A 14292-nucleotide genomic window follows, 5' to 3' on the forward strand; every position below is an offset into this window, starting at 1 on the left:
TCAGCTCCTCGCACTCGTGTGCCGCACCCGCGGGTCGAGCAGGCCGTACAGCAGGTCGACGATCAGGTTGACCAGCACGAACGCGGTGATCAGGAAGGTGAGGTCGGCCAGCACCAGCGGGTAGTCCTCGTTCTGCAGGGCGGTGATGACCAGCTGGCCGACGCCCGGCCAGGAGAAGACGCTCTCGACGATCACGGTGCCGCCGAGCAGGGCGCCGGCTTCCAGGCCGAGGATGGTGATGGTCGGGAGCATGGAGCCGTGGGCGGCGTGCCGCAGCACCCGGGCGCGCGACATGCCGAGCGCGATGCCGGTGCGGGTGTAGGGGCGGGCCAGCTCGCCGCGCAGGCTGTTGCGGAAGACGCGGGCGAGCGGCGGGGTGACGCCGCAGGCCAGGGTGAGCGCGGGCAGCAGCAGGGCGCCGGCGCCCTCGGAGCCCGAGGTGGGCAGCCAGCGGAGTTGGACGCCGAAGATCCACACCAGCAGGACGCCGATGTAGAAGCCGGGCACGGACTGGGCGAGGAAGACCAGCCACATGGGCCACTCGCGGCGGGCGCCGCCGCCCTCGCGGGAGCCCGACCACAGGCCGGCGGCCGCGGCGGCGACGCAGGCGATCAGCAGCGCGGTGACGGCCAGGGTGACGGTGGCGGGCAGCCGCTCGAGGACGACGTGGAGCGCGGACTGCTGGAAGGTGAGCGAGTCGGGGAAGTCGCCGCGGAGCACGTCGCCGAAGAAGGTGACGTACTGCTCGGCCAGCGGTCGGTCGTAGCCGAGGGCGTGGCTGAGCCGGGCGATCTGGTCCTCGTCGGCGCCGACCGGGGCCATCATCACGGCGGGGTCGCCGGAGGAGTGCAGGACCAGGAAGACGGCGGAGAGGGCGCCCCAGACGGCGACCAGGGTGAGGCCGAGGTGGCGCAGGACGAAGCGGAGCATCAGGCGTCCTCCTTCCAGGACATCTCGGCCGGGCGCACCCAGTCGTCGGGGCGGGCCCGCCAGTTCAGGTTCCTGGCGGCGGCGTGGATGCCGGGCTGGGGGAAGAGGAAGAGCACGGGGGCCTGTTCGCGGGCGCGGCGGGCGGCGGTGGCGTAGAGCTCGTCGCGGCGCGCGGTGTCCTCGGTGGTGCGGGCCTCGGTGACGGCGGCGGTGAACTCGGCGTCGTCCCAGTAGGCGTAGGGGCTGTCGGAGACGAAGAGCCCGTAGAGGCCGCCGGCGGCCAGCGTCGGCCACGCCTGCGTGATGTACTGCATGTCCGACATGTCCTGATCCACCAGGTACTTCTGCATGTAGACGGTGAACGGGATGCTGTTGATGTCGGCGCGGATCCCGACCTCGCTCAACTGCTGGGCCACGGCCTGCACGATGAGGTCGCCGGCGACGTACTGGCCGGTGGGCACGGTGAGTTCGACGTGCAGCCGCTCGCCGTCGCCGTATCCGGCCTCGCGCAGCAGCTCCCTTGCCCGGTCCGGGTCGTGGGGATAGCCGGTGAGTCCCTCGGGGTAGCCGGCGTAGTCGGAGGTGAGCAGCTGTCCTGGGCTGGGCTCCACGGTGCCCTTGAGCAGGCTCTCGCTGATGGACCGCTTGTCGACGGCGTAGTTGACGGCCTGCCGCACCCGCAGGTCCCGCATCGGGCCGGTGAGGGTGTTCAGCTTGATGAACGCCATGCGGGTGGTGTCGAGTTGGTGGACGGTCAGGTCACGGGCGGTGCGCAACCGGTCGAGGTCCTGGGGGTCGAGCCCCGCGACGACGTCGAGTTCGCCGGAGAGCAGTCCGGAGACCCGGGCGGCGGCCGACGGGGTGATGCGGTAGGTGACCTGGCGGATGGCGGGGGCGCCGCGCCAGTGGTCGGCGCGGGCGCGCAGTTCGACGATGCCGCCGGGGCTGTAGCGGGTGATCTCGTAGGGTCCTGAGCCCATGGTGGCGGTGGCCGGGTTGTTGGCCTCCGCCCAGGCGGGGCTGAGCAGGTAGAGGAAGGACAGCGCGCCGAGCAGGTCGGCGTCGGGCGCGCTGGTCACCAGGTCGACGGTGGTCGCGTCCACCTTCTCGGCGCCGCTCAGCAGCGGGAAGTTGGAGGTCATGCGCAGCGCGTTGTCGGCGTTCAGCAGCCGTTCGACGTTCCAGACGACGACGTCGGCGTCGAGCGGGGTGCCGTCGGCGAAGGTGGCGCGCTCGTCGAGGCGGAAGCGCCAGCGGGTGGGCTCGACGCGCTCCCAGGAGCTGGCGGCGTCGGGTCCGATGGACAGGTCGGGGCGGCGGGTGACCAGCGAGGAGTACACCGAGGACAGCACGGAGAGGTCGGTGCCGACCGAGGTGGTGTTCATCGGGTCGAGGGTGGTGACGGCGGCGGAGAGGCCGACGACCACCCGGGAGTCGCGGGCCCGGGAGCTCGCGGTGGTGGTGCCGAGGCCGCAGCCGGCGAGCGCGCCGGCCAGCAGCGCGCCGCCGCCGAGGCCGAGGAAGCCACGGCGGGAGGGGGCTCGACGGTTCAGTGGACTCATCGGGCGGCCTCCCCGAAGACGGCGCGGTCGGAGGCGCAGGGGTTGCCGAGGGTGACGTAGAAGGCGCCGTCGGGCAGGACGGCGATGGAGGCGTAGGTGGTCTCGGATCCCGCGCCCTCGACCTGGTGGCGGCAGAGGGAGTTCTGCGGGTAGCCGTCGTGGTCGGCGAGGAGCGCGGCGAGCTGCCCGGGGGTCATGTCCCGGGCCGCGTTCAGGGCCCGCCCGGCCACCTGGTCGCGGTGGTAGGTGGAGGCGTTCTCCCCCGGGGTGGGCGCGAGTGGCGCGGTGGCCGGGCAGACGTAGTGGTTGGTGAGCACGTGCCGGTCGGCCTCGTCCCGGACGAGCACGTCGTCGGCGGTGGCCTCCAGTGCCAGGCGGCCGCCGGCGGCGTCGGCCACGGCGAGGTTGAGGCCGCTGATCCTGGGCTGGGCGCGCAGCAGTTCGGCGAACTCGGCGGCGCTGGTGGCGCGGCGCAGCAGGTCGTGGGAGTTGATGAGGATCCAGCCGGCGCCCGAGGCACGCCAGTCGACCTCGGTGCGGTGGCTCCACACGCCGGAGGTGGACATGGCGACGCCGGCGTCGTTGACGCCGCTGCCGGGCCACAGCACGCTGCCGGCGACGGTGACCTCGACGAGCCGCCGCCCGTCGGGGTAGCGGCGGCGGAGCACGACGTGCTCGACGAAGTTGCCGGCCATGTCGCGGGTCTTGGCGAGCAGCGAGGTGCCGGGGGCGGCGTGCTCGCCGGCGACGATCAGCTGGCTGCACTCCTGCGGTAGCCAGCGCAGCACCATGTGGGCGGGGAGGTTGAGGGCGAGGACGTCGCGCGGCGACGCGTCGGCGCCCTCGGCGATGCCGGCGAGCTCGGCGTACTGCTCGGGGTCCGTGGCGCGCACGAAGTCGGCGTTGGCGTCGAGGCAGCGCTCGTAGCGGGCGCGGGACTCCTCGTCGGCGCAGAGCTCTGCGATGTCGCGGCGGACGGCGGCGATGTTGGCGGCGATGGCGGCGCGGGCGGCGGCGCCGTGCTGCCGGCCCTGTTCGGCCGGGGTGCCGGACAGGTCGAGGTAGCCGGCGGCGGGCTCGGCCCTCGGAGGCGTGGAGTGGTCGGCGAGGCCGAACTCCAGCCAGCGTCCTGGGTGCGCGGCGGGCGGTGCGGCGGGCGGGGTCACAGCGGTCACTGCGGGATCTCCTGGGTGGCGCGGGCGAGGTGGCCCCGCTGACTCAGCGTGGCCAGTACCTCGGCGGCGACCTGGTCGGTCTCGTGGAAGAAGGCGGCGTCGGTGCCCGGTCGGGCGCCGATGGCGGTGGTCCAGCGCACCCCTTCGAGGGGCACTCCGACGGCGAACAGGCCGTGGTGGACACCGCCGCCGGGACATCGCAGCCGCCCGTCGCGCGCCCGCGCGTCCAGGGCGCCGGTGGCCAGTGGCGCGCCGCCCGGGGTGGCGGACGGCAGGGTGTGCGGCCGGCCGACGCCGTCCGCGATCAGGGCGCGGACGATGCCGGTCCCCTCGGTGGTGACGTCGACCGGGGGGATCCAGGCGTCGATGACGACCTCGGGGCGCACCGCGAGTCCGGGGGCCACGGTGGACGCCCAGGCCCCGTCGGGGGTGCGGCTGGCCGGGCCGAGGAGGCGGACGACGCCGGCGGCGTGCAGGGCGCGCAGTTCGCGCACCCGGCGGGCCGGCGGCCCGGCGGAGAAGAAGTTCAGCAGGCCGTTGAGGTGTCCGAGTACGTCGCGGCGGTAGGACTCGCCGGTGAGGTTGCCGGCGGTGATCAGCCGGGTGAGGGCCGGCCGGGCCTGCCGCATGGCGACGGCGAGCGCGGCGGCCGGGGGCAGCGCGGGGTCGGTGGCGGCCGCCAGGTCGGCGTCGAGGTGGGCGGCGAACCAGCGTTGCAGCTGGTCGGGGTGGGCGAACCGGCGCCCTTCGAGCGGGGCGGCGAGCCGGTCGAGGAAGAGCCGGTGGGGGGCGGGCGCGGCGGCGCGCAGGGCGGGCAGGTCGGCCGTCGCGAGTTCGGGGTGTTCCGCGAACACCCGCCGGTACCAGGCGAGTTCGAGGTCGGCGTGGAGCAGTGGGAGGACGTCGGCGCGGAAGTCGAGCCGGGGGCGTGCGGTCAGCTCGTCGACGGTCTCCGGCGTCAGATGGGCGACCGGGGCGCGCACCCCCGGGGTGTCGACACGGGCGTGGAACGGGACGCCGCGCCGGCTGGTGATCCAGATCCTGGGTTCCCGGCCGCTGGGCCGGTACCCGGCGGCGGTGTGCCGGCCGCCGCGTCCCTCGGTCAGGAGGGCGAGAACGTCGTAGGCGTTGAGCCCGCCACCGCGCAGCAGCACCTCGGCGCCGGGGGCCGTCGCCGCCAGGTCGTAGTCGGTGGGGTGTCCGCCGGGCAGCAGGGTGGGTCCTTCGGCGGCGGGCGGCGCGGGCGGTCCGTCGAGGTGGCCGGTGGCGAGGACCACGGCGGCGGCGGTGAGCCGGCCGCCGGAGGCCAGGCGCACGAGGTAACGGCCGTCGGCCGTGCCGGCTATGCCGGTGGCGGAATCGGTGAGCACCCGGAACGGAAGCCGCGCCCGCACGGCTTCCAGGGCCTCCGCGAGATATGCGCCGTAGACGCGGCGCGGCGCGTAGTCGCGTTCACCGGAACTCCGCGCGAACGCCAGGGAACCGGGATCCGGATGTCCCTCGGCGGCTATCCGGCGCAGCCATTCGAGAAATGTGGGGCCGGTTTCCACGGGCGAGTCGAGCCGTACCGAGGCATCGGGGAAGACGGTGTTGTCGCCGGTGGTGGTGTTCATCAGCAGCTCGGCCGGCTGCCCCTGCCGCCACACCTTGCCGGCGCCCGGCGGATACGGCTCGACCAGCACGATCCGCAGGTCGGGGCCGCCGTCCAGGCGGACGCGCGCCGCGACGCGCTCCAGCAGGGAGAGCCCACGCGGCCCGCCGCCGACGACGACGAGATGGACTTCGTCGTCCGGGGGAGCTGCGTTATGGGTCATGGTGGTTCACATTCGGCGCGAGTGGTGAAGCGGGACGGTCGGGCGGTCGGTCAATGGGGAAAGGCCGGACCGCCCGACCGGGTCTCGGTGATCGGGAAATGTGCCCCGTCGCGCGGTCCGCAGTCAAGCCTGTTCCATTCACTGAACAAACGGGATGCCGCTTTCTTCCGAACGTACCGCACGCCTTTTCCGGAACCTGTTGCATCAGCTTGTCGGGACGCGGGAATAGCGCGCGCCGACCGCGAGTTGGCCCTGTGCGGACGGCGCGCGCCTGTTGCATCAACCCCCGGGCTGTGTCGTTCGTCACATCGGTCGACCGCGACGGGAGCCCCCGCACCATGTCTGAGACCCCGGCCTATCTGCGGGTGGCCGCCGAGCTGCGGCGCCGGATCGTCGAGGGCGAGCTGCCGCCCGGCGCCCGCCTGCCGTCCAGGGCGGCCCTGGCCGAGGCGCACGGCGTGGGCCCCAACGTGGCGATCTCGGCGGTGCGGCTGCTCATGGCCGAGGGCCTGGTACACGGGCGGGCCGGCAGCGGGGTCTTCGTCCGGGAGCCGACCGCGCTGCGGGCCGTCGTGCGGTCCTGGCACGACGAGCGGCTCGGCGGCACCCTCTACGTGCCGGACGACGGCACGGGGCGGGCGGCGGACGGCAGCCGCGAGCGCGTCGCCACCGCCGTGCTGCCGGCGCCCGTCGAGATCGCCGAGCGGCTCGGCGTCGACCCGGAGGCGCCGGTGGTGCACAGCGAGTACACGTTCCTGGCCGACGGCGAGGCCGGCATGCTCTCCAGCAGCTGGGAGCCGCTGGCGTTGACCGAGGGCACGCCGGTGGCGCTGCCGGACGCCGGGCCGCTGGCCGGCCACGGGGTGGTGGCGCGGATGGCGCACATCGGGGTGACGGTGGACCGGGCCACCGAGTCGGTGACGGGCCGGGCCGCCACCCCGGAGGAGGCCGAGCGGCTCGGCCTCGCGGCCGGCGCGCACGTCCAGGCCCTGCAGCGCACCTACTACGCCGGCGACCGGGCCGTGGAGACGGCGGACCTGGTGGTGCCGGCGAGCCGCTTCCGCCTCGTCTACGAGTTCCCGGTGGGCGGCTGAGCGGCGACCGCCGGGGCCGGAAGGCCGGCGAGGAGGTCGGCGAGGGCCGCGTCGACGTCGTCCGGGCGCTCCAGGTTGGGCAGGTGCCCGGCGCCCGGGACGACGACGAGCCGCGCCCCGGCCACCCGCCCCTGGATGTCCTGCGCGTCGATGACCGGCGTGAACTCGTCGTCGGCGCCCACCAGGACCAGCGTCGGCACCGTCACCCCGGCCAGGGTGGCCCGGTAGTCGGGGCGCAGCGCCCGGCCACGCAGCGCGGCCGCCGCACCCTCGGGGTGGGCGCCACGCATCATCCGCAGCACGTGGGCGGCGACGGAGGGCAACGCCTGGATGTTGTACGGCGCCATCATCCGGGGCAGCACCTCGTGGGCGTAGCCGTCCATGCCCTCGGCGAGCAGTCGGTCCGCCGTGGCGCGCCGCCAGGCCCGGCCGTCCTCGGTGTCGGCGGCGGCCGAGGTGTCGGCGAGCAGCAGCGCGGCGGGGCGCCCGGGGTACAGCCGCTGGAACTCCATGACGATCTGCCCGCCCATGGAGAGGCCGCCGAGCACGCAGCGCGGGACGTCGAGGGCGTCGAGCAGCGCGGCGAGGTCCCGCGCGTGGTCGGTGAGGGTGACCACGCCGGGCACCACGGTGCTCTCGCCGTAGCCGCGCAGGTCGGGGGCGATCACCCGGCGGCCGGTGGCGGCGAACGTGGCGAGCTGGGGCGCCCACATCGAGCGGTCGAAGGGATGGCCGTGCACCAGCAGGAGCGGGGTGAGGTCCGGGCGGTCCCCGCCGGCGTCCTCGTAACCGACGGTGATGCCATTGACGTTGACAGTGCTCATCGCGGCGTCCTTTCGTGCCGTGCGCCTTGACATCTCGATGCTATGCACCGCATTATCTCGGTGCAATACTTCAGAATGCTCTCGGAGCAATCTCGTTCGTTTTCCGACCAGGAGAGGGCCGCCCCCGATGGAGGACTACCGGCGCATCGCCGACCGGATCGCCGCCGACATCGCCGCCGGCCGGCTTCGCCCGGGCGAACGGCTGCCGCCGCAGCGGCGGTTCGCGCGGCAGCACGGCATCGCCGGCTCGACCGCGGCCCGGGTCTACGGCGAGCTGGTGCGGCGCGGCCTGGCCGTGGGCGAGGTCGGCCGGGGCACCTTCGTCAGGGCCGGCGCGCCGGCGGCCGAGCCCGCGCTGGCCGAGCCGGGCGCGGCCCGCGTCGACCTGGAGGTCAACTTCCCCGTGTTGCCTGGACAGTCGGAGCGGCTGGCCACCGGCATGACAAGGATGACGCGGCCCGACGTGCTGGACGCCGGGCTGCGGCCCACCACCGCGGCCGGCACCACCCCGGCCCGGGAGGCGGCCGCCGCACACCTGTCCCGCGCCGGCTGGGCGCCGGAGCCCGACCGCCTGCTGTTCGCCGGCAGCGGCCGCGCCGCCCTGGCCGCCGCACTCGCCGCGCTCGTTCCCACCGGCGAACGGCTCGGGGTCGAGCGGTTCACCTACCCGCTGGTCAAGGGGATCGCGGCGCGACTCGGCATCGCCCTGGTGCCACTCGCCATGGACGAGCACGGGCTGCGGCCCGACGCGCTGGCCACCGCTCCCCCGCTGCGCGCCGTCTACCTCCAGCCGACCGTGCACAACCCGCTCGGCACCACCATGCCGCCCGAGCGCAGGTCCGAACTGGCCGCCGTCCTACGGCACTCCGGCCTGACCGCAGTCGAGGACAGCGTCTACGGATTCCTGCGCGCCGATCTCCCCCCGCTGGCCGCCCTCGCGCCGGAGCGGGTGGTGGTCGTCGACAGCCTCTCCAAGCGGCTGGCCCCCGGCCTGACCGTGGGCTTCCTGGTCGCCCCGCCGGGCGACGCGCCGCGCTTCGCGGCCGCCCTGCGCTCCGGCGCCTGGTCCGCGGCCGGCTTCGCGCTCGCGGCGGCCACCCAGTGGCTGACGGACGGCACGGCGGCGGCCGTGGAGGCCGCCAAGCGGGCCGACGCGGCCGAGCGCCAACGGCTCGTCGCCGACCGCCTCGCCGGCTTCGCCGTCTCGGCCGACCCCGGCGCCTACCACTGCTGGTGGGAGTTGCCCGCCCCCTGGCGCGCCGAGACCTTCGTCGCCGCCGCGGCCCGGCACGGCATCGCCATGGCCCCCGGCGCGGCCTTCACCGTGGACCCGGCCCACGCCCCCAACGCGGTGCGGCTGGCCCTGGGGTCGCCCGCGCCCGGCGTGCTGTCCCGGGCCCTCGACACGTTGGCCGGCCTGGCCCGCGGCACGCCGGAGGACCTCACGCCGGAGTGACCGCCCCGCCCTCCGCCGCAGGGGGCGGGGGCTCGGCGGGCAGGAGGACGCGGAAGGTCGTCCGGCCCGGGCGGCTGGTGAGTTCCGCGGCGCCGCCGTGGGCGGCGGCGACGGCGGCGACGATCGCGAGGCCGAGCCCAGAGCCGCCGCCCGTGCCGGCTCTGGTGTGGGCGCCGCGCACGAAGCGTTGGAAGACCTCGGACCGCGACTCGGCGGGGATGCCGGGGCCGTTGTCCGTGACGGTCAGCTCGGTTTCCTCGGGGCCGGTGGCGAGCCGCAGCACCACCTCGGTGCCGGGCGGGGTGTGGGCGCGGGCGTTGGCCAGCAGGTTGGTGACGACCTGCTGCAGGCCGTGCGGGTCACCGGTGACCACGACCGGGCGCTCCGGCAGGTCGAGGAGCCAGCGGTGGTCGGGCCCCGTGGCGCGGGCGTCGTCGACGGCGTCGAGGGCCAGTCGGCTGAGGTCGACCGGTTCCCTGGCCAGCGGTTGGGCGGCGTCGAGGCGGGCCAGGAGCAGCAGGTCGTCGACGAGACCCGTCATGCGGCGGGCCTCGGCGGCGATCCGCTCCAGCGACCTGCGGACCTCGGCCGGGAGCGGTTCCGGGTGCCGCAGGGCGAGCTCGGCGTGGCCGCGCACCGTCGCCACCGGGGTGCGCAGCTCGTGGCTGGCGTCGGCGGCGAACCGGCGCAGCCGCTCCTCGCTGGCCTGCCGCCTGGTCAGCGCCCGGCCCACATGGCTCAGCAGCCGGTTCAGGGCGACACCCACCCGGCCCACCTCGGTGCGCGGATCGGGGTCGGGCACCGGTGCCGGCATGGCCACGTCGCCGCTGGCCAGCGGCAGCCGGGTGACCTCGGTCGCGGTGGCCGCCACCCGGTCGAGCGGACGCAGCGCGAGCCGCACCCAGAACGCGCCGGCCGCCCCGGCGACCAGCAGGGCGACGCCGAAGACCACGCCCTCGACGACCTTCAGGTGCGCGACGGTCTCGTGCACGCCGTGCAGCGGCAGGCCGGTGATCAGCACGTCCCGCTCGTCGCCCGCCACGGCCACCACCCGGTAGTCGCCGAGGGCGGACAGCGTCAGGCTGTGTCCTTGCCCGTCGACCGGCACCGCGGCGAGCGCGGCGCGGTCGCCGCTGGTGAGCGTGACGGCGGCCACCGAGTCGTCGCGCACCACGGCGGCGCGCGGCGCGCTGCCCTCCTGGAGCCGGGCGCCCAGGGTGTGCTCGGCCTGGCCGCGGGTGTCGACGGCGTCGTCCGGGTCGGGCGGGTTCTCGCGCTGTTCCAGGCTGGTGGCGAACCGGCCCTGGGTGGCGACCAGCTGCTGGTCGAGCCGGTCGAACAGGTAGCCGTGCAGCGCGGGCACCGTCGTAAGGCCGACCGCCAGGCAGACGGCGCCGACCAGCAGCACCAGGCCGGTGGTGAGCCGGGCCCGCAGGGTCCTCATGGCGTGGCCGGCCGCAGGACGTAGCCGACGCCCCGGACGGTGTGGATCAGCGGCGACCGGCCGGCGTCGATCTTCCTGCGCAGGTAGCTGATGTACAGCTCCACGACGTGCGCCTGCCCGCCGAAGTCGTAGGACCAGACGTGGTCGAGGATCTGTGCCTTGGACAGCACCCGGCGCGGGTTGCGCATCAGGTACCGCAGCAGTTCGAACTCCGTGCGGGTGAGCTCCACCGCCCGGCCGCCCCTGGTCACCTCCCTGGCCTCCTCGTCGAGCACCAGGTCGCCGACGGCGAGCCGGCCGCCGCCCGGCTCGCGGGCCATGCCGGCGCGGCGCAGCAGTCCGCGCAGCCTGGCCAGCACCTCCTCCAGGCTGAAGGGCTTGGTCACGTAGTCGTCGCCCCCGGCGGTGATGCCGGCGATCCGGTCCTCGACGGAGTCCCTGGCGGTCAGGAAGAGCACGCAGACGTGACCGAGGTCGGCGCGCAGGGCGCGCAGCACCGCGAGTCCGTCGCTGTCCGGGAGCATCCAGTCGAGGACGACGGCGTCCGGTCGGAAGGCGCGCGCCAGGGCCAGGGCGGTGGCACCGTCCGGCGCGGACCGCACCTCCCAGCCCTCGTAGCCGAACGCCCCGGTCAGCACCTCGACCAGGTCGGGCTCGTCGTCGACGACCAGCACGCGGACCGGTTCGCCGTCGGGTCTGCGCAGGTGGAGGGCGGTGCTGTGGTTCTGCATGGTGTCTCAAGCATCGCGCGCGGACGGCCGGCGCGCCGGCCGTGCCGGCTCTGGGTTCCCTCTGAGTCCGGGGGCGGCCCGCCGGCTCAGAGGGTTCTCAGAGGGAGCGCTGGCAGCCTGGCGCGAAACCGGCGAAGAGAGGAGCGACATGGCAACGGCCGTCCACCGAGCGCCCCGGCTGCCCGGCACCACCCGGCTCGTGCCGTTCCTGGCCCAGCTGCTGGCCTGGGGCGGCGCCGCGGCGGTGGTCGCCCTGTGGTGGGCGAACACCGAGGCCGTCGTCGGGCCCGCCGGGTGGCTGACGAACGCCGGCCGGGTCACCGGGCTGCTGGCCGGTTACGCCTGCGCCGTTCTGCTGGCGCTGATGGCCCGGGTTCCGCTGCTCGACCGGAACGTCGGCACCGACCGGCTGGCCCGCTGGCACGCGATGGGCGGCAGGTACGCCGTCTCGCTCGTCGTGGCGCACGCGGCGCTGACGGTCTGCGGCTACGCGCTCACCACCCACCGGAACGTGGTCAGCCAGACGACCGACCTGGTCCTCGACTACCCGGACATGGTGAAGTGCCTGATCGGCTGCGTGCTGCTGGTGGTCACCGGCGTCGTCTCGGTTCGGGCGGCACGGCGCAGGATGCGCTACGAGACGTGGCACTACCTGCACTTCCTCACCTATCTGGCGATCTTCCTGGCCTTCGGCCACCAGCTGGCCAACGGCGCCGAGTTCGTGGCCGCACCGGCCGCCAGGGCCGCCTGGTACGCGCTCTACCTCGGCGTGGCAGGGCTGCTGCTCTGGTACCGCTTCCTGCTGCCGGTGCGCCGCTCGCTGCGCCACCGGCTGCGGGTGGCCGGGGTGCTGCGGGAGGGTCCGGGCGTGGTCTCCGTCTACCTGACCGGCCACCGGCTGCCCGAACTGCGCGCCGAACCGGGCCAGTTCCTCCGCTGGCGGTTCCTGGCCCCCGGCCTGTGGTGGACCGCCAGCCCCTACTCGCTCTCCGCGCCCCCCAGAGGCGACCAGCTCCGCATCACCGTGAAGGCGGTCGGGCGACACAGCGCCGCGCTGGCCCGTCTCAGGCCCGGTACCCGGGTCTGGGTCGAGGGCCCCTACGGCGGGCTGACCGCCGCCCGGCGCACCACCGGCAAGTCGCTGCTGCTCGCCGGAGGAGTCGGCATCACGCCGCTGCGGACCCTGTTCGAGACCCTGCCCGGGCAGGTGACGCTCCTGTACCGGGCGCGTCGCCCCGAGGACCTCGCGCTGCGCGCCGAACTCGACGCCGTCGCGGCGCGGCGCGGGGCCGCCGTGCACTACTCGGTCGGCGGGCCGGACGGCCATCCCGTGCCGCTGACCCCGGAGGGCCTCTCGCGGCTGGTGCCCGATCTGGCCGAGCACGACGTGTTCCTGTGCGGTCCGCCGGGGATGACGGACGCCGCGGTACGCGCCCTGCGGGGGGCCGGCGTGGCCAGGCGCCGCATCCACCACGAGTCGTTCGCCTTCTGACCCACCCACCGACGCCCAGGAGAGGAGTCGCCGCCATGCGCCGTATGGCCGCCGCCACCGTGACGACCGTCGCGGGCGTGGTGCTGCTGCTGTCCCTCAAGCCGCACCAGTCACCGCCCGCCGCGACCGCCCCGCCACCGAGCGACCCGCCGTCGGCCGACGCCTCGCCCGGCACCGCGCCGGAGCCGACCGGCACCTTCACCGGCGACGTCGTGACCACCCAGTACGGGCCCGTGCAGGTCGCCGTCACCCTCGACCAGGGGCGGATCACCGACGTCGAGGTGCTCCGGGCCCCGTCGGAGAACGGTCGCGACCAGGAGATCAGCGCCTACGCGGTGCCGAAGCTCACCCAGGAGACGCTCAGTGCCCAGAGCGCCCACATCGACGCGGTCTCCGGTGCCAGCTACACCAGCGCCGGGTACGTGGAGTCCCTGCAGAGCGCCCTGGACCAGGCCGGTGGCTGAGTCGGGGACCCGCCACGTGGAGCGGGTCATGGGCACGGTCTTCTCGTTCGACGTGCGCTCGCCGGGCACGCCGCCCGTCCGCCGGGCGCTGCGCGACGCCGTGACCTGGCTGCACCGGGTCGATGCCGTCTTCTCCACCTACCGCGAGGACAGCGCGGTCAGCCGGCTGGCCAGGGGCGAGACCACCCTGGCCGACTGCCCGCCCGAGGTGGCCGAGGTGCTCGGCCTCTGCGCGGAGGTGGAGCGGCGCAGCGGCGGCTGGTTCAGCGACACCGCGAGCGGCGTCCTCGACCCGTCCGGGATGGTCAAGGGCTGGGCCGTGGAACGGGCCGCGGCGCTGGTGCGCGCGGCGGGCGCGGCCGACGTCTACGTCAACGGCGGTGGCGACCTCCAGCTGCTTGGCGAGGCCGGGCCCGGGGTGCCGTGGCGGGTCGGCGTCGCGCACCCGGCGCGCCCCGGCGAGCTGCTCGCGGTGCTGGAGGGCCGCGACTTCGCGGTCGCCACCTCGGGCACGGCCGAGCGTGGCGCCCACATCGTCGACCCGCACCGGGGCACGCCGGTCACCGAACTGCTCTCCCTCACCCTGGTCGGCGACCGCCTCACCCCGACCGACGCCTGCGCCACCGCGGCCTTCGCGATGGGCCGCGAGGCCCGCGACTGGATCGAGGGCCTCGACGGCCACGAGGCCATCGCCGTCACCCGTGCCGGCGAGGTGTGGCAGACCTCGGGCTTCGCGGCCCACGGGCGGTCCCTCGCCTGAGCCGGGCGGTTGGGAGGATGGGCGCATGCGAACCCCGAGAGAGGCGGCCAGGGTCGCCGTCGTGGCCCCCGACGGGGCGGTGTTCCTCCTCCGCTACGACAACGAGGAGGTCGGCGTGCACTGGGCGCTGCCGGGCGGCGGCCTCGACCCCGGCGAGTCACACCTCCGGGCGGCCGTCCGCGAGCTGCGCGAGGAGACCGGCTGGGCCGACGTCCCGCTCGATACCGACCGGGTGCTCTGCACCTGGATCCACGACTTCACCCGGGCCGGGGTCCCGGTGCGCCAGCACGAGGTCATCTTCCTGACCCACGCCCCGCGCCGCGACCCGCTCGGCGACCTCACCGCGTCGCACGCCGCCGACGGCATTCTCGCCTGGCGCTGGTGGTCCCCGGCCGATCTCTCCGCCCCCACGGCCGAGCCCGTGTGGCCCCCGCAGCTCCCCGACCTCCTCGCCGACGCCCCGTCACACGCCCCCGTCGACCTGGGCTATGTGCCGGTCGCGCCGTGACGGCACCCCTTGTGGGAAGCGGTCCCACTGGCGAGGAT

At 75.1% G+C, this 14292-nt stretch carries 13 protein-coding genes; 6 read left to right on the plus strand and 7 right to left on the minus strand.

Features of this window, described 5'->3' with window-relative positions; all coding sequences use genetic code 11:
• From ACFWI8_RS24095 to ACFWI8_RS24110, 4 genes are read right to left on the minus strand one after another with little or no spacing between them, the layout of a single operon-like run.
• Window positions 1-930, minus strand: a complete 930-nt coding sequence (locus ACFWI8_RS24095) for an ABC transporter permease (RefSeq protein ID WP_311595665.1) — start codon at window positions 928-930, stop codon at window positions 1-3.
• The gene (locus ACFWI8_RS24100; protein WP_387095036.1) at window positions 930-2492 is read right to left on the minus strand and encodes an ABC transporter substrate-binding protein; all 1563 of its coding nucleotides are present in this window, start codon (window positions 2490-2492) and stop codon (window positions 930-932) included. The genes ACFWI8_RS24095 and ACFWI8_RS24100 overlap by 1 nt, the downstream gene beginning before the upstream one ends.
• Complete coding sequence (locus ACFWI8_RS24105; protein ID WP_387095038.1) at window positions 2489-3667, minus strand: C45 family autoproteolytic acyltransferase/hydolase; 1179 nt, start codon at window positions 3665-3667, stop codon at window positions 2489-2491. The genes ACFWI8_RS24100 and ACFWI8_RS24105 overlap by 4 nt, the downstream gene beginning before the upstream one ends.
• Complete coding sequence (locus ACFWI8_RS24110; RefSeq protein WP_387095040.1) at window positions 3664-5481, minus strand: FAD/NAD(P)-binding protein; 1818 nt, start codon at window positions 5479-5481, stop codon at window positions 3664-3666. The genes ACFWI8_RS24105 and ACFWI8_RS24110 overlap by 4 nt, the downstream gene beginning before the upstream one ends.
• Window positions 5482-5819: 338 nt before the next feature.
• On the opposite strand from ACFWI8_RS24110, the gene ACFWI8_RS24115 reads away from it, so the two are divergent.
• Window positions 5820-6575: a GntR family transcriptional regulator gene (locus tag ACFWI8_RS24115; protein ID WP_387095042.1), complete on the plus strand. Its 756-nt coding sequence runs from the start codon at window positions 5820-5822 to the stop codon at window positions 6573-6575.
• On the opposite strand, the gene ACFWI8_RS24120 is transcribed toward ACFWI8_RS24115, so the two are convergent.
• Window positions 6551-7399, minus strand: a complete 849-nt coding sequence (locus ACFWI8_RS24120; protein WP_387095044.1) for an alpha/beta fold hydrolase — start codon at window positions 7397-7399, stop codon at window positions 6551-6553. The genes ACFWI8_RS24115 and ACFWI8_RS24120 overlap by 25 nt on opposite strands.
• Before the next feature lie 127 nt (window positions 7400-7526).
• On the opposite strand from ACFWI8_RS24120, the gene ACFWI8_RS24125 reads away from it, so the two are divergent.
• A complete protein-coding gene (locus tag ACFWI8_RS24125; protein WP_387095046.1) occupies window positions 7527-8855 on the plus strand; it encodes a PLP-dependent aminotransferase family protein in 1329 nt (442 codons plus the stop codon).
• On the opposite strand, the gene ACFWI8_RS24130 is transcribed toward ACFWI8_RS24125, so the two are convergent.
• Window positions 8842-10299, minus strand: coding sequence for a sensor histidine kinase (locus ACFWI8_RS24130; RefSeq protein ID WP_387095048.1), 1458 nt, complete (start codon window positions 10297-10299; stop codon window positions 8842-8844). The two genes, ACFWI8_RS24125 and ACFWI8_RS24130, sit on opposite strands and share 14 nt — an antisense overlap.
• Window positions 10296-11030: a response regulator transcription factor gene (locus ACFWI8_RS24135; protein WP_387095050.1), complete on the minus strand. Its 735-nt coding sequence runs from the start codon at window positions 11028-11030 to the stop codon at window positions 10296-10298. The genes ACFWI8_RS24130 and ACFWI8_RS24135 overlap by 4 nt, the downstream gene beginning before the upstream one ends.
• A gap of 148 nt (window positions 11031-11178) precedes the next feature.
• Here ACFWI8_RS24135 and ACFWI8_RS24140 point away from each other — a divergent pair, with 148 nt between their 5' ends.
• From ACFWI8_RS24140 to ACFWI8_RS24155, 4 genes are read left to right on the plus strand one after another with little or no spacing between them, the layout of a single operon-like run.
• Window positions 11179-12522 (plus strand): ferric reductase-like transmembrane domain-containing protein, encoded by a 1344-nt coding sequence (locus tag ACFWI8_RS24140; RefSeq protein WP_387095052.1) that lies wholly within the window; start codon window positions 11179-11181, stop codon window positions 12520-12522.
• Between the two features lie 35 nt (window positions 12523-12557).
• Window positions 12558-12986, plus strand: coding sequence for an FMN-binding protein (locus tag ACFWI8_RS24145; RefSeq protein ID WP_387095053.1), 429 nt, complete (start codon window positions 12558-12560; stop codon window positions 12984-12986).
• 28 nt (window positions 12987-13014) lie between these two features.
• Entirely contained in the window at window positions 13015-13746 is a 732-nt protein-coding gene (locus ACFWI8_RS24150) for an FAD:protein FMN transferase (protein ID WP_387095055.1), read from the plus strand.
• A gap of 25 nt (window positions 13747-13771) precedes the next feature.
• Window positions 13772-14254, plus strand: a complete 483-nt coding sequence (locus ACFWI8_RS24155) for an NUDIX hydrolase (protein WP_387095057.1) — start codon at window positions 13772-13774, stop codon at window positions 14252-14254.
• The last annotated feature ends 38 nt before the right edge of the window (window positions 14255-14292 follow it).

The organism is Streptomyces sp. NPDC127098 (genome assembly GCF_042722465.1).
In the GTDB taxonomy this organism is placed as follows: Bacteria; Actinomycetota; Actinomycetes; order Streptomycetales; family Streptomycetaceae; genus Streptomyces; species Streptomyces millisiae.